A 19,621-nucleotide genomic window follows, 5' to 3' on the forward strand; every position below is an offset into this window, starting at 1 on the left:
GTTTACAATAAATATCATTTTATCGGATATTAAAACCGAAATAGACTCCCACTGCGAATCACGGGAGTGCGGAGAGGGACCCGCTTCCGAAAATGCTCGAAGCCATGGATGGCGGAGAGCAAGCGTACATGGACGTACTCGTAGCGGTTTTCGGAAGCGGGTCCCTCTTCGTGCTCATTCACGGAGCCAGAATTCAAGAGGGGTCAAGGGTATGTCAGGCAAGACCGTAAACAGCGCCATTCTTCTGCTGGTCATCGGAAACGCCATGGCCATCGCCTCGGACGTATTCATCAAACTGCTGGAACCGGGAACCCCCATCTTCCAGTTTGCGTTCCTGCGCTGCATCCTGACCCTGGTGTTCCTGCTGCCCCTGCTCGGCCAACTGAACCGCCGGCACCTGTTCGCAGGCCTCGGCATCCACACCGTGCGTGCCCACATTCACCTGGCTGGCATCCTGTGCATGGTCATCGCCCTGGGCAACCTGCCACTGGCCACCGCCAACGCCGTATTCTACGCCGCGCCGATCCTGGTCATGGTGCTGTCCGTCATCATCTTCCGTGAGCAGCTGACCCCACTGAGCGTATTCGCCGTATTCAGCGGCTTCGCCGGCATCGTCGTCATCCTGCGTCCGGTGGAATTCAACTGGGCCGCCATCGCCGCACTGGGTTCCGCGTTTGCCCTTGCAATCAATGCGGTGATGGTCCGCCAGTTGCCCAAACAGCAATCCACCGTCCACAAACTGTTCCTGAACTACCTGCTCATCCTGCCAGCGGCGGGCGCCCTGGCCTGGTGGGAAGGGGCCGCCTGGGACGCTGGCATCCTGATCAGCGCCCTGGGTTCCGCCCTTTTCATCCTCGGCTATAACATCACCGTGTTGCTGGCCTACCGGCAGGTGGACGCCAACCAGGTCACCAGCGCCGAATACACCGGGCTGATCTGGGCCGTCGCCATTGGCTGGATCTGGTTCGGAGAAGTGCCGGACCTGTGGTTCCTGGCCGGCAGCCTGATGATCGTGGTACCGCTGATCCTGATCGGATTACGGCACCGGCGCCGCTCACCGGCCCGGGGCTTCAACCCCGACACCCGGCAAGCGGTCTACAGAGACCGGAAGGCCGGCTTCAGCGACGGGAATCGTCAATTAGCGCATGAGTATCGCGAATGATCAGGGCAACCCGGTGCTCCGGCGGCAGATGATCGTCATACCGCAGGTTGGTGCGGTAACCGTCGCGGTAGCGATAGCGATCGTGGCGGTCCCGGTAGTGCCGGTGCTTGTCCCGGTAGTCGCGACGGTCATAGCGACTGTGGTGACGGTGATGATGCCGATGATCACGATCCCGGTAACGACGGTCCTGGTGCTTGTGATGCCGGTCGTAGTGATTCCGGCGATAATGGGCCTTCATGAATTTCTTCTGGTGCCCCGGCGGTAACGCCTTGCCCCGGTCCAGCTGTTTCTGGATACCCGGCGGATGGCCAAAGCCCCGGTAATCGTCAGCGGCAGCCGCGCCGGCGAAACCAAGGGCGATCACCACAAGACTGCTCATCAGTAATCGTTTCATAGCTGTTCTCCCGTCCTGTTCAAGACTGGATCGACTACAACCCGGAGCCATTTCCGGGTTACCTGATTGCAGGTTATCGAACGGGAGAGGAATGTCAGCGCTCTGGCCGGGGCTTTGCACAAGCTTTACATGGAACAGGGCAAACTTGACGTTTAACTGTCGGCGTTGTCGACAGAACGCAGGTGGGACTCGATGGTGAAGGTATGGGGGCAGTCATCCCCGAGCGCCCGTAACGACTCCGCCAGCCGCAGCAGGTACTCGGAATTGGGGCCACTCGGCCCGGTGGCGGAAGCAATCTGTCGGGCAATGTCCGCCTCCGGCGCCTCCCCCAGGAACGCTTCGTTATCCTCGGTGGCGATGTAAACCAGGCCCTCGGCGTGACTGCCATCGTCAAAGGTCATGGTGGTAGTGAAGCGCAGGTAGCCGTTCTTCTCCCGCACATCCAGGTACTCGAACACGTGGGGCGACACCCGGTAGGCCATACCCTTGCACACGGCACCCGGCTGCTCGATCAGGGTCACCACACGTCCCGGCGCTTCCGGCGTGCCCCGGTGGTCATGGGAAGCCTGCCAGAACCGCCGAACCCAGCCCCGAATCGAGGCGGGCCGTTTCTCCAGGAACGGAAAATCCACCTTGTAGATCAGCGAGCCATAGCCGAACAGCCAGATGGCATCAATGCCCTCGAAATTGAAACGCTTGCGGTTGTGCTCGATGGTGTTAACAGACATGGATTACTGCCGGAATGTTGCTGAAGTCCGCCATTCTAGGCCGTCTGGGTGCTGGCGATAAAGCCGGCAATACCTGTCAGGACGATTTCCGCTGCCATGGCGGACAGGATCAGACCACTGATTTTCGACATGATGTTGAGGCCGGTCTTACCCAGGACCTTCTCCAGGTAGCCGGAGAGATGCAACAACAGCCCCAGAATCAGCAGCCCCGACACCAGACCCAGCAATCCACCTGCCACCTGGGGCACCGCCTTCAGCTCGGCACCATACACCATAATCGCACCAATGGTGGCCGGGCCGATCATTACCGGAATGGCCAGGGGCACCACGGCCACATCGTCCCGGTCTTCCTCCGGCAGGCCCGTCGCGTGGTTACGGGTACCGCTGCTGACCAGGCTGACCGCGGTCAGGAACAGCAGGCAACCGGCGCCGATGCGGAAGGAATTCAGGGTAATGCCGATGGCATCGAACAGCAGCGGCCCGGCAAAGAACAAAACCAGCCCCAGAATAAACGCGGACACAATGGACCGGCGGATAATCGAGGACTTTTCCGCAGCCGGAAGCCCCCGGGTCAGCGCCAGGAACATGGTAACCACAAAGAACGGCGCCAACAGGAACAGAAAGCGGATGGTGCTGCTCAGATAGGTGCTGAAAAACGTCTCAAACATCAGGAAAGTCCGGCCGGAAAAAACGACAAGCATAGCGCCTGATTTCAATGACTTCCGTACGCAACAGAACGTACCCGCGGGTATCGCCTTAAGTCTTAAGCATAGGTACCTATACTTATGGTATTATTGCTAGCTAATTTTGGAATCATTATTAGCGAATCGAAAACCGGAGTCATCGTGATCACAGCCCCCCGAATTCTCTGCCCCCAACTGCGTGAACGGATCATGAGTGCCAAGGAAGCGGCCGCCCTTATCCCCTCCGGCGTTAACGTCGGCATGAGCGGATTCACCGGTGCGGGTTATCCCAAAGCCGTTCCCCAGGCCCTGGCCGAGCATATCCGGGAGCACCGTGACCGCGGCGAGAACTACCGCATCAGCGTCTGGACAGGCGCCTCCACCGCGCCGGAACTGGACGGCGCCCTGGCCGAGGTGGACGGTATCGAAATGCGCCTGCCCTACCAGAGTGATCCGGTGTGCCGGCAGAAGATCAACGAAGGACGGATGGAATACATCGACATCCACCTCTCCCACGTGGCACAGCACGCCTGGTCCGGCTTCTTCGGCAAGCTCGACGTGGCAGTGATCGAGGTGGCGGGCGTGACCGAGGACGGCAAACTGATTCCCTCGTCCTCCATCGGCAACAATAAGACGTGGATCGACCAGGCCGACAAGGTCATCCTGGAAGTGAACCACGGCCAGAGCTCCGGCCTGGAAGGCATGCACGATGTCTACTACGGTACCGCCCTGCCGCCGCGCCGCAAACCGATCCAGATGACCGCACCGGACGACCGGATTGGCGAGAAGTACTTGCTGTGCCCGCCGGAAAAAGTGATCGCCGTCGTGGAAACCAATGCCCAGGACCGCAACTCCCGGTTCAGCGACCCGGACGAAAACTCCCGGCGCATCGCCCAGCACCTGCTCAAGTTCTTCGAGATGGAAGTGGAGGACAACCGGCTGCCCCAGAACCTGCTGCCCCTGCAGTCCGGAGTCGGCAACATCGCCAACGCCGTATTGGCCGGCCTGAACGACGGCCCGTTCGAAAACCTGACCGCTTACACCGAGGTACTGCAGGACGGCATGCTCGACATGCTCAAATCCGGCAAGCTGCGCATGGCCTCCGCCACCGCCTTCTCCCTGAGCCCGGAAGCCAACCGGGAACTGGCCCGGAACATCGATTTCTACCGGGAACGCATCATCCTGCGCACCCAGGAAATCAGTAACCACCCGGAAGTCATCCGACGGCTGGGCATTATCGCCATGAATGGCATGATCGAGGCGGACATCTACGGCAACGTGAACTCCACCCACGTAATGGGCAGCCGTATCATGAACGGCATCGGCGGCTCCGGTGACTTCGCCCGTAACGGCTACATCTCCGTGTTCATGACCCCGTCCACCGCCAAGGGCGGCGCCATCTCGACGATCGTGCCCATGGTCTCCCACGTGGACCACACCGAACACGATGTGCAGATCGTCGTGACCGAACAGGGTCTGGCCGACCTCCGTGGCCTGGCACCCCGCCAGCGGGCCCTGAAAATCGTCGAAAACTGCGCCCACCCGGACTTCAAGCCAAAACTGCTGGACTACTTCGAGCGCGCCTGCGCCAGCGGCCGGGGTATGCATACCCCGCATCTGCTGGGCGAGGCATTGAGCTGGCACCAGCGCTTTGAGGAGACCGGACAGATGTGACAAGCGGGGGCCCGCGCCTTTACTTTTACCCATAATGGGCATAAATTTACCCATTATGGGTATTTTATTGGCGTCGCCTCGATGAATCCGAAAACAATGACACATCCCGAAAGCCGCAATATTGCCGACGCCCTATTTTCGGCAACGCGGCAAAAGGTCCTGAGCCTGCTGTTCACACAACCCGACCAGGATTTCTCTATCGGCGAATTGATCGAGAAGGCCAACGCGGGCTCAGGTGCAGTGCAGCGGGAGGTCACCCGCCTTGCTGAAAGTGGCCTTGTGAGCGTGGAACTCAAGGGCAGACAAAAGCGGTATCATGCCAACAAGAACGCTCCGGTATTCCGCGAGTTGCGTTCGCTGGTCATGAAAACCCTTGGACCGCCCGAAGTTATCAAGAAGGCACTGCAATCTATCGATAGTCAGCTGGAACTGGCACTGATCTATGGTTCGGTAGCAAAACATACCGACAATGCCGACAGCGATATCGATCTTTTGCTGGTATCGGATTCTCTTACTCTCGAGGATGTGTTCACCGCACTGGAATCCGCAGAGCAAGAGCTTTCCCGTCCCGTGAATCCGACACTTTACACTCGACAGGAATTCGAAAAGCGGCGGAAACAGGAGAACCCGTTTCTCCGCAAAGTGTTGCATGGACCGCACATCGTACTGAAAGGAGTCATCAATGAACCAAGAACAACTGGAGAACCTGGCGAAGGTTCGGAAACTGCATCCTGAAGCACCAGACCCAGCAGAAATTCAGGGTCTGATTCGCTCCGGAAGCACCAGGCTCAGGGACGCAGGATTGGAATCTCTAAGCCTCGAAAGCCGCTTTGATCTTGCCTACAACGCCGCGCATGCTCTGTCTCTGGCAGCGCTGCGCCAGGCAGGCTATCGCTCAGACAGTCGCTACCTCGTTTTCCAGTGCCTCCAGCACACGATTGATATGCCGTCTGCAAAGTGGCGAGTACTGGACCACGCACACCGCAAACGAAATCTTGCCGAATATGAGGGTGTCGTAGATGTAGATCAGGCTCTGGTTCAGAGCCTGATCAGCGTTACGGAGGAAATTGAAGCTCTTGTCAAAGCATTAACAGGCAACGCTTAATCAAATTTCAGTTTCCTGGTCACCAGCCCGTCAATGGTATTCCGTGGTTCTCAAGATACTCGCCATTTTCGTCGAAGTAATCCCTGGTTCGGTTCTGATAATGGGAGGGGTTACCTTCGATCTCATTGGCTTGTAAGCGGGCGAGTTCGATCTCATTTCCGGGCTGGTTCATCATCCAGATGACAATCTCGCCTCCCGGGGCCAGGCCAAAGGTCAATGTATCCCTTGGTCTCATGCGAACATCGACCTGCGTCACCATTGGGGCTTCCTCCCGCATCTTTTCTTTCCACTTTGGGGGAATTTCTATCAACCTCTGATAAAACTTCTGTTCCGCAAAGGAAAACCATTGTATGGCTACAAAATTCGGAAAAGGCTCCATCCTTCCGGCAACCCCACGGGGGCCGTTGGGTCCTTTCCAGCAACAGCCCATCGATCCTGCCGGATGCCACCAATGCCTGACTCCAGATAACTCAAACTCCAGGTGCTCAACCCAAATATCATAGTGTTGAGGCGTAGCGAGCTGAAACCGCCAAGCAATGGAATCGGTTTCTTTCTCGGTACTCGCACAAGCCGACAACATGAAGAGCACGGCAATGATTAATACCTTTTTAATACTCATGATTTATCCAGAGATTGTGTTGGGGTGAATCTTACGCTTACGAGACAAAGCAGGTCTCAGCGGATGTATGAACTCCTGAGCCGGGATTTCCAGAGCAGCTATTTCACCAGCCATCAACCACTCAAGCGGGTTGTAATGATCAGAATGATGAATGTATCTCTGCCTGAGCCAATCGATTTTGTCCGTATGAAGCGATAACTCTATTTCTCCAGCATCAATCTGTTGTGAGAATCTCTCGGCTATTTCCCCCAGTTCGTCGGGCATCCTCATTGCTGGATCAGTTTCATCTATCTGATCAAGTGGAACTCCTTTAGCTCTTGCCAACTCATGCATCAAGTACAACCCTACCCTTGAATACTCACCTTTGATTTGTCTGGTCATCTTCAGTGACATTTCCACTTGGCCATCTGGTAGGGGATGTTCATTTCGTTTTTGTTCTATACGGATTGATGGTTCTCTTCCATCGGACAATGGAAAGCTGTTTGGCCCAACCCAACCCTCCAACTCCACTCTGCTTTGCAAACTCTTAAGGTTATCCCACTCCATGGTTTTGCGAGGCCAACGGGTTTCACTGCCCCTAATACTGAGCGTTGGATAAAGCAGTAAGTCCTCGGTTTGTAGGTCCGGATACCCACCTCCTACGTCAGAGTGCGCCCCCGGTAAGCTAATCTCTGCAAAGTTTTCAGGCAGCCTGCCATCTTCTCCTTTGATGCTGTTTAGTGAGAAGTTTGCTCTCTTTTCGTCTGCCGCCACCAAGTGCACAACGTGGCTAATTTTGTCTGCGTCCAAATAAAGCTCAACCGGGCTATTCCGGTCATTACCAGCCGATAAATCGAGACTTGAGGGATTGAAAATGCCTGCAACTGTGTCAAAAAGCCCCAGGAAGCGAATCCTTACTTCACCTGGCCAGCCGATGCCCTCATCGGTCAGGGCCATACCCATCTCGCCATTCCTCCCTTTCAGGATTTCATTGGTCGCGTGACGGGCGGCAGCGGCACCTCGACTGAAACCGAAGAGATCCACGGTCAGCGTCTGTATCTTTGCCCCCTCCGTGGCATCCAATATTCTCCGTGCCGCCTCTTTGAACAGTCTCCTGACCTGTTCAATCACACCGGTTTCACCGAGGCCTGTTGCTGCCCCAATCAATGAATCCTCCTCACCGCTTTTTGTGCCGGCGCCCGGCTCATAGGCCTTAACGGTCACCGTTCTCTGTGACCCATCTTCGAACCCTTCTTCGTCATACAAATCAAACAACTTCACAACATTGGTCGGCCCACTGGCATAACTCTCCCCCATCCGCATCGCGAGTCGATTCCGGCACTCTTCCAGACGGGAAGGATCAGCCTTGATCGGCGCCACGCACTCGGCCATCAGCCGCTCTCTGAATATCTCGATGTTGTCGACGTTATTCAGCGTGCCATCGGTGAATAGTCCCGCTACCAGATGGACGCCTTCCGCTTCACCTTCGGATGCCGGAGTTTCTGACTCGGTCGCAAGCGGCAGGACACTGGCCGATGCGCCCAGCGGTAGCGTGAGCCGGCGATCAGCATTTTTGTACTGCGGGCCTCCATTGAGCTCGGACTCCGCCGGACTTCCCTGATAATTCCGGAAGCCGATCCCTTCTGTACGGGACAGGTCCTTGGGTGTCACTCCCTTGCGGTTCAGCTCCGCCACGGAATGCTCGAGGCCGATGATTTCGCGCGCACCGCTCTCGCATTGCCAGGCTCCCGCGTTGCCATCTCCTTGACCCGTCCGCCAGGAAACCACCGGGCTCATCGGGCGATCCGAACCGATGCCGGTATGGACCAGGCAGAGTTCGCCTGTGGCAATGCGGGAGATCAGGTACTGGTGAACGGCCTCGCGCGGGGTCCCCGGCAGGACGCCCGGGATAACACCGAGTATCAGTGAGGAATGGCCAGCAAGCGGGTCAGACAATGTCCGCCGAAGGGTTTGCGAAGCCAGAAACGGGCTTTCTACCAGCGGCAAATCCGCCGGGCGTAGGCGATGGAAGGGTTTGATGTGCATAACGTTCCCTGTTGTTCCGGAGTGCCCGATTCCCTGCCGGGCACCTGTCGATGGCGAGCCGGATCCGTGGCTCGCCGGGACAACAGAAACTACTCAATTTGCGAGGACAGCACAAGGGACAGGCTCTCACTTCGAACCTACCCAAATTGGGCACATTTTTGCCCAGTTTGGGTAGAGAGCATCCATACCACCCTGCAGTCCCCTCACCCAGCCATCGCCGGCTCGCTGTGGACCTGTATTCCAGCAGCTTCCTCGCAAACATACTGCTCGGCATCAAACCGCCTTGTCTGCTGGCGGAACTGCCAGGTGAAACCCGGCCAGAGGGTGGTGTTCTTGCCATTCTCGTTCACATACCAGCTCTTGCAGCCGGTCTGCCAGACCGAGTCGCCGAGTTTGGCGTGAATCGAGGCATTGTACTTGCTGAAGGCTTCATCCTTTACCTCCACGCTCTTCCAGCCGCGGTGCTGCATCTTCCTGATGGCATCGAGCACGTACTGCACCTGGGATTCGATCATGTACACCATGGAACTGTGACCCAGGCCGGTGTTCGGGCCCATGAGCATGAAGAAGTTGGGGAAGCCGGCCACGGTCGTACCCTTGTAGGCCTCGGCGCCTTCGTGCCAGGCATCGAGAAGTTCCTGTCCGTTACGACCGAAGATCATTCCCCGGGGAATCGGCTCCTGGGCCTTGAAGCCGGTGCCGTAGATGATGCAATCCACGGACCGCTCGACACCATTGTTATCGACAATGACGTTGCCTTTCACTTCCCGGATGCCATCGGTCAGTACGTTCACATGATCCTTATCCAGGGCCGGGTAGTAATTGTTGGAGATCAGCACCCGCTTGCAGCCGAAGTGGAAATCCGGAGTGACCTTCTTGCGAAGTTCCTTGTCCTTGATCTGGCTGCGGATATGCCGGCGGGCCTGCAGCTCACCGATTTTCAGGATTCGGGGGTTACCCACAAAACCCAGAACCCGGCCTTCCAGCATCCAGTAGATACTCTGGCGGAACGCATTCAGGGTCTGCGGAAACTTCCGGAACATCATTTTCTCAAGAGGACGGATTTCCCGGTCGGGCTTGGGCATGATCCAGGGCGGTGTACGCTGGTACAGATTCAGCTTCGCGGCCTCTTTGGCGACCTCGGGTACGAACTGGATCGCGGAAGCACCAGTGCCGATGACCGCCACGCGCTTGCCCCGCAGGTCGTAGTCGTGATCCCAGTCCTGGGAGTGGAAGCTGGTGCCAGTGAAGGTATCAATGCCCTTGATGTCGGGGTAGGACGGAGTGCTGAGACCACCCATGCCGGACACCAGGATGTCGGCGTTCAGTTTGCTGAACCAGGGAAGGTCCTTGTCGTTTCTGTCCAGTTCATCCCCCGGCTTGAGGCCCTTCTCCTGCATGTAGGCCCAGAGTTTGGGGCTGTCGCAGGTTTCGATGGTCCAATGGCCGCTCTTTTCATTCCAGTGTGCGCCGGCGACATGGCTATTCAGCTGGATGTGGTCCATCAGGCCGTATTTTTCGGCGCAGCGTTTGAGGTAGGCCTTGATCTCCGGCTGGGTCGCGAACATGCGACTCCAGTCGGGGTTCTGTTCAAAGGAGTAGGAGTACAGCGCCGACTGGACGTCACAGGCGCAGCCCGGGTAGTGGTTTTCGTGCCAGGTGCCGCCGATGTCGTCGCTCTGTTCGAGGATGACAAAGTCCTGAAATCCGGCTTCCTTGAGTTTGATGGCCATGCCGAGGCCGGAGAAGCCGGTGCCGATGATGGCGATCTGTGTGTTTCTTGTCATTGCTGCTCTCCTGGTTGGCCTGTGCGGCCCTGTCTGCTTTTGTTCGAGTGATCATCATGATCGGTAGACACATGTATACATGAGCAGGTAGACAGCCGTATACTTTGTTGGCTCCGTTTTTGGGCAAATGGCCTCGGTTGACAGATTCTTGTCCTCTCTCACCTCAGACTCCGGGGGTTAGGTTGATTTGGGCAGGGCTTTCCAAAACACGCTCCTTCGGCACGTCCCTGTGACGCTTGGGCTCCGCCATCCATGGCTCCGCACAGTTTTGGAAAGCCCTGCCCAAACCACCCTTTCGACTTCAGGAGAATGCCGTCTCCCTGGCTCGGGGCCGGGTGGTGGCTCTTCTTCCCAGACTGTTGAAGGCCATGGATGGCCTGAAACAAGCCCACAGGGACGTGCTTGTAGCGTGTCTGGGAAGAAGAGCCACCACCCGGCCCTACTCCCAACTCAGAGGAAAGCATGAACGCTATAACAGGCGGAAAACTGAAACTCATCCAGGCAGCACTCAGGCTGATTACCGAAACAAGGAGTCTCACGTCTCTGGGGCTGAGGGAACTCGCCCGTGAGGCGGGGCTGAACCCGAATACTTTTTACCGGCACTTCAAAAACCTGGATGAATTTGGACTGCAGGTACTGGGCTATATTGCCGAAGACATGAAGGCCGGTGTCCGGCAGCTTCGGCAGATGGCGGACTCGTCCGAACAGGCGTCCCATGACACCGTCACCTTCGTGTATCGCTATTTCCTGGCCAACCCGGCCGCGACCACCGTGGCCGTCCGGGAACTTCACGGCCCTTCGCCGCTGCTGCGCCGGGCCCTGGAATCGCAACTGGAGGCCAGTGCCCGGGAAATGGCGGAAGACATTATCGAGCGAAGGTTGGTCAGTGGCGTGCCGCCGGAGACCGTTCATGAAATTTCCCGTATGACCATCCGCTACATCCTCTTCCGGGCCATGGATTACATCGAGAAACCGGCACAACGGGAAGCCATCCAGACCGAAACCGAGCGCTTCATCAACCGTCAGTTCCGGGGCGCAATGCTGGATCACCTGACCCAGCCGGACGTCGAGCGCCTTGCGCTGACACACACCTGATACGTTTCGAAATCTCCGGTTTACGGGCAGATCTGGGAACCTGCACTAGTATGTAGGTATCCAGGCATCTGATTAAACGGGAAATCCGGAGGTACACCAATAATGAAAATCGGTATCCCCAGAGAAATTTTCCAGGATGAGCGGCGCGTGGCCGCTACGCCACCCTCTGTTCACAAGCTGATCGGACTAGGTTACGACGTCATCGTCGAAGGCGGTGCTGGTGAGGCCGCGAACTACTCTGATGCAGCCTATGAGAAAGTGGGCGCAGCCATTGCAGCGGATACCAGCTCGCTGTGGAAAGAATCCGATTTCATCCTGAAAGTCCGGGCACCGATGGAAAACCCGGCGCTGGGCAAACACGAAGCGGATCTGATGAAAGATGGTGCGTTTCTGGTCAGCTACATCTGGCCGGCCCAAAATCCGGATCTGCTGGAGAAGCTGGCCGCCAGAAAGATCACGTCTTTCGCCATCGACAGCCTGCCCCGCATCAGCCGCGCCCAGAAGATGGACGCCCTCAGCGCCATGGCCAACATTGCCGGCTATCGGGCGGTGATCGAGGCAGCGAATCACTTCGGGCGTTTCTTTACCGGCCAGGTAACGGCTGCCGGCAAGGTACCCCCGGCGAAGATCATGGTAATCGGAGCCGGGGTCGCGGGCCTCGCAGCGATCGGCGCTGCTAACAGCATGGGCGCGATCGTGCGGGCCTTTGATACCCGGCTGGAAGTGAAGGAACAGGTCGAAAGCATGGGCGCCGAGTTCCTGGTGCTGGACTTCGAGAACGAGGATGGCAGCGGCAGCGGCGGCTACGCCAAGCAGATGAGCGACGAGTTCATCAAGGCGGAGATGGAATTGTTTGCGGAGCAGGCCAAAGAGGTGGACATCATCATCACCACCGCGCTAATTCCCGGCAAGCCGGCGCCGAAACTGATCACCGCCGACATGGTGAAATCCATGAAACCCGGCAGTGTGATTGTCGACCTGGCCTCCGAGCGGGGCGGTAACTGCGAACTTACTGAACCGGGCACGGTGGCCCATCACCACGGCGTTACGCTGATCGGCTACACCGACCTGCCCAGCCGTATGGCCAAGGTGGCCAGCGAACTCTATGCCACGAACCTGGTGCATCTGCTTACCGAGCTCACACCGGAAAAGGACGGCAAGCCGGTGGTGAACATGGAAGACGAAGTCATTCGTGGCCTGACGGTGGTCCACGAGGACGACATCACCTGGCCACCACCAAAACCGGAATCGCCGGTCAGCCCAAAACCCGCACCGGGCACCGAGGAGCCTTCAGCCGAAGCAAAAGCGGCCGCCAAGAAGGACGCAGACCGCCGCAGCCTGATCGGCAAAGGCGTTCTTCTGGTGGTTACGGCACTGGCACTCTACGGAGTGGGCGCCCACGCACCAGAGAGTTTCCTGCAGCACTTCACCGTGTTCGTGCTGGCCTGCTTTATTGGCTGGCAGGTGATCTGGAATGTAACCCCGTCCCTGCATACCCCCCTGATGAGCGTCACCAACGCCATCAGCGGCATCATTGTGATCGGCGCCATTCTACATCTGGCCCAGGCGGAAAATATTGCCGTTGGCATCATGGCCTTTGTCGCGGTGCTGATTGCCAGCATCAACGTGGGGGGCGGCTTCCGGGTCACCCATCGCATGCTCAAAATGTTCCGCAAGTAGGAGGCGCCCGATATGAGCACAGGACTGGTGAGCGTGGCCTACGTGGTCGCAAGTATCTGTTTCATTCTCAGCCTGGGCGGCCTCAGCCACCAGGAATCCGCACGGCGCGGGAATCTCTATGGCGTTGCCGGCATTATCATCGCAGTGGGGGCAACCCTGGCCAGCGTTGACGGCGGCATCGTCTCGATCGTGGTTGCAGTGTTGCTGGGGGCCGGCATTGGCATCGCCATCGCCAACAAGGTGGAAATGACCCAGATGCCGCAACTGGTGGCCCTGCTTCACAGCTTTGTGGGCGCGGCAGCCGTATTTGTCGGCTTTTCCGGCTACATCGAGCCGCTGATTGCCACCTCCGGAGCCGAGCACACCATCAAACTGGTGGAAGTCTTCGTTGGTATCTTCATTGGCGCGGTGACCTTCACGGGATCTCTGGTGGCCTGCGGCAAACTCGATGGTCGCATCGACAGCAAGGCCCTGACCCTGCCCGGCCGGCACCTGATGAATCTGGCGGCAGTCATTGTCTGCGTCTTCCTCGGGGCATGGTTCCTGAGTACCAACAGCATGGCTCTGGGCATCGTGGCGCTCGTGCTGATGACCGCCATTGCCTCGGTGCTGGGCATTCACCTGATCATGGCCATCGGTGGTGCCGACATGCCGGTGGTGGTGTCCATGCTCAACAGTTACTCCGGCTGGGCGGCTGCGTCCATCGGCTTCATGCTGGGCAATGACCTGCTGATCGTCACCGGCGCCCTGGTGGGCAGCAGCGGCGCGATCCTCAGCTACATCATGTGCAAGGCCATGAACCGCTCGTTCATCAGTGTCATTCTCGGTGGCTTCGGCCAGACCACCAGCAGTTCGGCGGCCGCGGATGCCGACCAGACCGTGCACGAATCCAGTGCCGATGAAGTCTGTGAAGAGCTGCGCAACGCCGAGTCGGTGATCATCGTGCCCGGTTACGGCATGGCGGTGGCCCAGGCCCAGAACGGCGTCAGTGAAATGACGAAAATATTGCGGGACCGGGGCGTCAATGTGCGCTTTGGCATCCATCCCGTAGCCGGCCGCCTGCCCGGGCACATGAACGTCCTGCTGGCCGAGGCTCACGTGCCCTACGACATCGTGCTGGAGATGGACGAGATCAACGCCGATTTCCCGGACACCGACGTGGTGCTGGTGATCGGTGCCAACGACACGGTGAACCCGGCCGCCGCCGAAGACCCGGGCAGCCCGATTGCCGGCATGCCGGTGCTCGAGGTCTGGAAGGCACGGCAGGTGGTTGTCCTGAAGCGGGGCATGGCCACCGGTTACTCCGGTGTCGAAAACCCGCTGTTTTTCAAGGACAACGCCCGCATGCTGTTCGGTGATGCCAAAGACAGCATCGATAAGCTGGTCGCAGGCTTGCGGGGCTGAAGATAGCCCCGCGCCTTGACTCTCGAGAGGTTACTCGGTGGTGTTGTACACGTAGGACGACACGGTTCCATCCTGGTTGAACCGCACCACCAGGTCGGTGGTTTCCGCCTCACCGAAGGCCGACCACTTGTACTTGCCATAGGTCCAGGTGCGTTTGCCATCCTCGATGCCGGTGCGCCAGGGCTCACCGAACAACTCCTGGATATCGGCCCGGGTGGTCTCGCCGATTCGGATCTGGTCAACGTTATGGGTCGGGAAATCGTGGCCGACGGTGGCACAACCGGCCACAGCGGCAAGTACCAGGGCAATCAGCACAAACTTGAAGGAACGCAAAAGCGTCATTGAAGGCTCCTTTTTCGTGAGTTTCCTTCATCTTAGCTGCTCTGCTGCCGGATGCGATTACCGGTGCGAAAGATTCAGGTGGCAAACACAAAAAAGCCGCAGGCCTTTCGGCGCTGCGGCACAGTAGGATCGAAGGGTCGATCAGTAAAGCTTGGCGAGGGACTTCTTGGCAAAGGATTCCACTTCCTCGAGGCGGCCCTCCTTCACCTTGACCAGCCATTCCGGGTCCTGCAGCAGGGCCCGGCCCACGGCGATCAGCTCGAACTCGTGGTTGTTCATGCGCTCAACCAGCTCGTCGATGCCCGCCTTTTCCACCGCTTCTTTCTTGCTGGCGAAAGTGCCGCTGATGAAATCTTCGGTGAGGCCGACGCTGCCGACGGACATGGTGGGCTTGCCGGACAGCTTCTGGGTCCAGCCGGCCAGGTTCAGGTTGGAACCTTCAAATTCCGGCTCCCAGAACCGGCGGGTAGAGGCGTGGAAGATGTCCACGCCGGCTTCGACCAGCGGCTTGAGGAAACGCTCCAGCTCTTCGGAACTGTTAACCAGTTTCGCCTCGTAGTCCTGCTGCTTCCACTGGGAGAAACGCAGCATGATCGGGAAATCCGGACCAACCCGGTGGCGGACTTCCTCTACGATTTCCACCACAAAACGCAACCGGTTCTCCAGACTGCCACCGTACTCGTCATCGCGCTGATTGGTGCCTTCCCACAGGAACTGGTCCAGCAGGTAGCCGTGGGCACCGTGGATCTCGACGCCGTCAAAACCCAGCGCCTTGGCATCCTGGGCGGCATCCCCGAAGGCCTGGATGACATCCTGGATGTCTTCCTTACTCATGGCCTTGCCGTTGGGCTTGCCCGGCGCGAACAGGCCGGAGGGGCTGTATCCCGGAACCGAGGGATCCGGGTCGGTGCCTTCTTTGCGTACGGCGCCCACGTGCCAAAGCTGCGGAAAAATAGCACCGCCAGCTTCATGCACGGCATCCACCACCTGTTTCCAGCCCGCCAGCGCTTCCTCGCCATGGAATGCCGGCACGTTGGGGTAGCCATTGGCAGCTGGATGGTTGACGGTGGTGCCTTCGGTAATGATCAGGCCAACGCCGGCCTCGGCACGGCGGCGGTAATAGGCCACCACGTCTTCACCCGGCACGCTCTTGGGCGAGAAATTGCGGGTCATCGGGGCCATGGCCACACGGTTGCGCAGCTTGAGGTTGTGGATTTCAAACGGTTCAAACAAAGGACCCAGGTTCATGCTCATGGTAATGTGCAACCTCATTAATTTGGTTTCGTAAAGCAACCCTATTCAATCTGGTTTTAAGATGCAACCCTATTCGGTACACTCCTCTACATGGCCAGAAAACGTTTTGATGATTCCCAGTGCTCCGTTGCCCGCGCTCTCAATGAAGTGGGTGACTGGTGGTCGTTGTTAATTGTGCTGCATGCGATGTATGGCACCCGCCGTTTCGTCGACTTCCAGCAGGAGCTGGGTATCGCCAAGAACATCCTCTGTGACCGCCTCGCCCGCCTGGTTGAGAACGGGGTGCTGCGCAAGGTGGACGTGGGTGAACACGGTTCCCGCTTCGAATACCGGCTCACCGAAAAGGGCCGCGATCTGTTTCCGGTGGTGATCGCCCTGCGCCAGTGGGGCGACAAGTGGAATCCGGCACCGGATCAGGGTCCGCTGGATCTACGGGACCGCGCCACCGGCCGGCCTATCCAGGAGGTTCAGGTTCGGGATGCTGACGGCCAGTCGCTGAGCATCCGTGACGTGTTTGTGCCGGACGAAAACCTGCCCGCAGGCAAAAAGAACTCGGCCTGACCATCCGCAGTGCCCGCAGGTGCACATTTTCTTGAGTTGGATCAATCCGCCACTCAAAGCACCACCCACCGCCGACGAATCTTGCGCTAAATCAAGTTTCACTTTGCCGCTGTCATTAATCTGAAGCCATCGACGATTTGCATAAAGGAGATGGCTTATGTCCCGTTCTTTCAAGGTTGGTATTCTGGCTGCTGCAGTTATGGCCGCGGCCCCAATGGCTCAGGCTTATGAAGCCGGTGATTTCCTCATCCGCGCCGGTGCTGTTCACGTCGCACCTGATGACTCCAGCAGCACACCGGTATTTACCGGCGCCGGCCCCCTCGAAGGTAAAACCCTGGTACTGGAAGGCACCGGTGTTGGCGTTGACTCCAACACTCAGCTTGGCATTACCGCAACTTACATGCTGACCAACAACATTGGTATTGGTGTTCTGGGCGCGACCCCTTTCCAGCATGACATCGAAGGCGAAGGTGGCCTTTCAAGCTTTGGCAAGCTGGGTGAAACCAAGCACCTGCCACCCACAATTACACTGCAGTATTTCCCGATGGCGGCTAGCTCTAAAGTACAACCATACGCAGGCATCGGTATTAACTACACAACCTTCTTCGAGGAAAAAACCACCTCAACCCTGACCACAGTTATCGATACTGTTGCAAATCAGAACTATGGCACTGCGCCGGGGACAGTTGACGGATCCAAGCTTGAACTGGACGACAGCGTTGGCATTGCACTTGAGTTGGGCGTGGACTATATGCTGACCGAGAACATTGGCCTGAATGCAGCTCTGTGGTGGGCTGATATCGATACCGACGCGACTATTACTGCCTATTCCGGCGATACCAACGTAGGAAAAATCACCACCGACGTTGAAATCGATCCGATGGTTTACATGGTAGGCGTTTCCTACAAATTCTGATCCCCGTGCCCTCCGGCAGCCTCATGGTCTGTGGGTTGCCGGAAGGTGCGTTCTCCTGTGCGGGGCTCTGCCCCGCTTTTTTGTGCCCCGAATAAGCTCGTCCCTGAGCCGGTTTTGAATCCAGTAACCTTCAATCCCTATTCAACGGCATCAACCGTGAAATTCGCCGAGGCCAGTACTTCCGCAGGCGGCGGGTTAATACTGGCAATGGTCTCGAACTCACGAATCCATGGATGTTCGCCATGGGCCGCATCGACAAAGGTGGGGCGGATGCTGTGGTAGTAGAGGGTGGATTCCACACTGAACGGCGGTACTGCCGTTTCCGGGACGGACAATCGATAGGCAATGGTGTCCTGCCCGGCGTTATTCAGATTGAAATTCGAATCACCGTCCACGCCCTCAGGACGTATTTCGGGAGGTACAACACTGGCATCAAATCCACTTGGCGGAATCCGGTTGTCCTTCAGAGACACGGACGCATAGAGCAGTACATGGGTAATGGCGTTGGTCGTGGATCCCATCACCACCTCGTAGATGGGAACATCTTCCGGTGCTGTCACCAGATTAATGTGCGGCTGGTAGCAGGCCAAGGAATCAAAGTCCGCCGGCTTCTTGATGGCCATACATGCATCCGAGGTGAAGGCTGCGTCGAGCGGCAGCTGATAACTTTCATCCGGGAAGCCGCTGTCGAACACCACAGTGCCCTCACTGTCGGTCACCCGGGTCGCAACCCACATCCGACGGGAGGGGAAGCTGGTCGGCAGCTTGTGGCCGGTGTTGTTGGTGATGGTGAGATCGAATGCCAGCTCTGTGCCGGAGAAACTCTGATTGGCGGGCACCAGATCGGCAGAGGTTTTCAGGAGCTCCCGTGTCAGTTCAGCAGTGGCGGCGAACTCCCCTTCCTCGTTAATGCCGGCGCGACCCAGTTCCTCCCGGAACAGCTCCAGGGTCTCCAGTAGCCAGGTATTGCCTCCGACCATAACGTGGGGGAAATAGGGGCTGCGCTCGGGCCAATTCAAATTAACCTCGCCATTGGCCATGACTGCAATACGAGTCTGGTAACTGTCACTGATCTCCTCCCGGGCCATATGACACTGCTGACAGGAGACATTTGCCCCATCCGGACCCAAGTCACTAAAGGTCCATTCCGTGTAGGGCGTCTGCTCCGGGAACACCTCACCATTGGGCTCATCCGTCACCATATCGAGCGTTGGGGTATACAGATCGTGGCAACTGGCACAGTGGCGGGAATCCTCCATTTGCATGCCGTATTCGGGGGTGAACCCCACCTGGTTCTGCATCGCCTGCCCGCGAGGGTTCTGGTACGGACCATAAATAGTGAAGGCATCCGGGTGATTGTCGTCCACGATCTCGTAGTTGCCGGAATGCACATACTGATCCAGCACCGAGTCGGTAATCTGGTGGCAAGCGGTGCAACTGATGCCTTCCCGGGCGCTCGGGTCTTCGAGCGCCTGATCGGCCCGGTAGCAGCCATCCTCCAGAAGACAGGACTCATCCTGTACCAGGCTGACGCCGGTCTGGTGGGCATGGGTTCGCGCCATGGGACTGTGACAGGTCAGACAGGTATCTTCGATGAACCCCGCCAGGTGGGGAAAAACTTCAGTTTCATGCTTCATGACCGCGCGGAAATAGGGATCCGTGAAGGCATTGGCCATGACACTGCTTTTCCAGTCATAAAAAGGACTGATGTCTTCGCCGTCGGGCGACGGCTGGTTTTCCGAAACCTGGGGATCAGGTGATCGCATGACGGCGGGGGCTTCCCCCGGCTGGCTTGCGGTGTGACACTGGCCGCAGTCGGCTGCCGCTATGAAAACACCAGTCTGCTCCCAGTGTTCAATCTGCTCTGTCAGTGAAGGCAGCAAAATGTCATCGTCCCCTGCGTCGGTTCCTCCGGAACTTCCACCACCTCCGTCGCTGCAGCCCACCAGCCCAACAATGAAAACTGCGACAATATGTCGCATCCATCCCGATACAGCCGCAACATTCGTATTCATGCTGCTATCCCTCTGATTTTGAATCCCTTAAATCTGATACACCACAGCCGTACCAGCCTTGACCCTGATCATATTTTGTTCAATCGAACGAAAACACTGATAGCCCGAAATGACAAACCTGAACTATAAGTAAAGTGCAGAAAGTGATCAGGAGCCAGTTGTCCCTGCCCCTTGAAA

At 57.8% G+C, this 19,621-nt stretch carries 18 protein-coding genes; 9 read left to right on the forward strand and 9 right to left on the reverse strand.

The annotated features are described in order from the left end of the window. Nucleotides 1-211: 211 nt before the first annotated feature. Nucleotides 212-1,162, forward strand: coding sequence for a DMT family transporter (locus DET50_RS04335; RefSeq protein ID WP_113861651.1), 951 nt, complete (start codon nucleotides 212-214; stop codon nucleotides 1,160-1,162). Here DET50_RS04335 and DET50_RS04340 read toward each other — a convergent pair. The 3 genes from DET50_RS04340 to DET50_RS04350 form a co-directional block, all read right to left on the reverse strand. Further along, the gene (locus tag DET50_RS04340; protein ID WP_113861652.1) at nucleotides 1,119-1,556 is read right to left on the reverse strand and encodes a hypothetical protein; all 438 of its coding nucleotides are present in this window, start codon (nucleotides 1,554-1,556) and stop codon (nucleotides 1,119-1,121) included. The genes DET50_RS04335 and DET50_RS04340 overlap by 44 nt on opposite strands. A gap of 152 nt (nucleotides 1,557-1,708) precedes the next feature. Further along, nucleotides 1,709-2,284 (reverse strand): gamma-glutamylcyclotransferase, encoded by a 576-nt coding sequence (locus tag DET50_RS04345; RefSeq protein ID WP_113861653.1) that lies wholly within the window; start codon nucleotides 2,282-2,284, stop codon nucleotides 1,709-1,711. Nucleotides 2,285-2,319: 35 nt separating this feature from the next. Next, the gene (locus DET50_RS04350; protein ID WP_113861792.1) at nucleotides 2,320-2,952 is read right to left on the reverse strand and encodes a MarC family protein; all 633 of its coding nucleotides are present in this window, start codon (nucleotides 2,950-2,952) and stop codon (nucleotides 2,320-2,322) included. A gap of 180 nt (nucleotides 2,953-3,132) precedes the next feature. Here DET50_RS04350 and DET50_RS04355 point away from each other — a divergent pair, with 180 nt between their 5' ends. From DET50_RS04355 to DET50_RS04365, 3 genes are all read left to right on the forward strand, one after another. Further along, nucleotides 3,133-4,641 carry an acetyl-CoA hydrolase/transferase family protein gene (locus tag DET50_RS04355; RefSeq protein WP_404932715.1) on the forward strand — a complete coding sequence of 503 codons (1,509 nt, stop codon included), beginning with the start codon at nucleotides 3,133-3,135 and terminating at the stop codon, nucleotides 4,639-4,641. A gap of 81 nt (nucleotides 4,642-4,722) precedes the next feature. Next, nucleotides 4,723-5,376 carry a nucleotidyltransferase domain-containing protein gene (locus DET50_RS04360; RefSeq protein WP_113861654.1) on the forward strand — a complete coding sequence of 218 codons (654 nt, stop codon included), beginning with the start codon at nucleotides 4,723-4,725 and terminating at the stop codon, nucleotides 5,374-5,376. After that, nucleotides 5,324-5,746 (forward strand): hypothetical protein, encoded by a 423-nt coding sequence (locus tag DET50_RS04365; RefSeq protein ID WP_113861655.1) that lies wholly within the window; start codon nucleotides 5,324-5,326, stop codon nucleotides 5,744-5,746. The genes DET50_RS04360 and DET50_RS04365 overlap by 53 nt, the downstream gene beginning before the upstream one ends. Before the next feature lie 19 nt (nucleotides 5,747-5,765). Here DET50_RS04365 and DET50_RS04370 read toward each other — a convergent pair whose 3' ends face one another. The 3 genes from DET50_RS04370 to DET50_RS04380 all read right to left on the reverse strand — a co-directional run bounded on the left by DET50_RS04370 (nucleotide 5,766) and on the right by DET50_RS04380 (nucleotide 10,177). After that, entirely contained in the window at nucleotides 5,766-6,365 is a 600-nt protein-coding gene (locus DET50_RS04370) for a DUF2931 family protein (protein ID WP_113861656.1), read from the reverse strand. Nucleotides 6,366-6,368: 3 nt separating this feature from the next. Beyond that, nucleotides 6,369-8,390 carry a T6SS phospholipase effector Tle1-like catalytic domain-containing protein gene (locus DET50_RS04375; RefSeq protein WP_113861657.1) on the reverse strand — a complete coding sequence of 674 codons (2,022 nt, stop codon included), beginning with the start codon at nucleotides 8,388-8,390 and terminating at the stop codon, nucleotides 6,369-6,371. Nucleotides 8,391-8,593: 203 nt separating this feature from the next. Next, nucleotides 8,594-10,177 (reverse strand): flavin-containing monooxygenase, encoded by a 1,584-nt coding sequence (locus DET50_RS04380; protein ID WP_113861658.1) that lies wholly within the window; start codon nucleotides 10,175-10,177, stop codon nucleotides 8,594-8,596. Nucleotides 10,178-10,639: 462 nt separating this feature from the next. Here DET50_RS04380 and DET50_RS04385 point away from each other — a divergent pair, with 462 nt between their 5' ends. The 3 genes from DET50_RS04385 (at nucleotide 10,640) to pntB (ending at nucleotide 14,356) form a co-directional block, all read left to right on the forward strand. Then, nucleotides 10,640-11,272, forward strand: coding sequence for a TetR family transcriptional regulator (locus DET50_RS04385; RefSeq protein WP_113861659.1), 633 nt, complete (start codon nucleotides 10,640-10,642; stop codon nucleotides 11,270-11,272). 102 nt (nucleotides 11,273-11,374) lie between these two features. Continuing rightward, entirely contained in the window at nucleotides 11,375-12,952 is a 1,578-nt protein-coding gene (locus tag DET50_RS04390; RefSeq protein ID WP_113861660.1) for a Re/Si-specific NAD(P)(+) transhydrogenase subunit alpha, read from the forward strand. Between the two features lie 12 nt (nucleotides 12,953-12,964). Beyond that, nucleotides 12,965-14,356, forward strand: a complete 1,392-nt coding sequence (gene pntB, locus DET50_RS04395; RefSeq protein ID WP_113861661.1) for a Re/Si-specific NAD(P)(+) transhydrogenase subunit beta — start codon at nucleotides 12,965-12,967, stop codon at nucleotides 14,354-14,356. Between the two features lie 30 nt (nucleotides 14,357-14,386). Here the strand turns inward: pntB and bamE are convergent, their stop codons facing one another. Next, nucleotides 14,387-14,698, reverse strand: coding sequence for an outer membrane protein assembly factor BamE domain-containing protein (bamE, locus tag DET50_RS04400; RefSeq protein WP_113861662.1), 312 nt, complete (start codon nucleotides 14,696-14,698; stop codon nucleotides 14,387-14,389). 141 nt (nucleotides 14,699-14,839) lie between these two features. After that, entirely contained in the window at nucleotides 14,840-15,952 is a 1,113-nt protein-coding gene (locus DET50_RS04405) for an NADH:flavin oxidoreductase (protein ID WP_113861663.1), read from the reverse strand. Nucleotides 15,953-16,042: 90 nt separating this feature from the next. On the opposite strand from DET50_RS04405, the gene DET50_RS04410 reads away from it, so the two are divergent. After that, complete coding sequence (locus DET50_RS04410) at nucleotides 16,043-16,513, forward strand: winged helix-turn-helix transcriptional regulator (RefSeq protein ID WP_113861664.1); 471 nt, start codon at nucleotides 16,043-16,045, stop codon at nucleotides 16,511-16,513. A gap of 157 nt (nucleotides 16,514-16,670) precedes the next feature. After that, a complete protein-coding gene (locus DET50_RS04415) occupies nucleotides 16,671-17,429 on the forward strand; it encodes an OmpW/AlkL family protein (RefSeq protein WP_113861665.1) in 759 nt (252 codons plus the stop codon). A gap of 137 nt (nucleotides 17,430-17,566) precedes the next feature. On the opposite strand, the gene DET50_RS04420 is transcribed toward DET50_RS04415, so the two are convergent. Beyond that, nucleotides 17,567-19,195, reverse strand: a complete 1,629-nt coding sequence (locus DET50_RS04420; protein ID WP_147252192.1) for a hypothetical protein — start codon at nucleotides 19,193-19,195, stop codon at nucleotides 17,567-17,569. Nucleotides 19,196-19,621: the final 426 nt, after the last annotated feature.

It is taken from the genome of Marinobacter pelagius, from assembly GCF_003315345.1.
GTDB lineage: Bacteria > Pseudomonadota > Gammaproteobacteria > Pseudomonadales > Oleiphilaceae > Marinobacter > Marinobacter pelagius_A.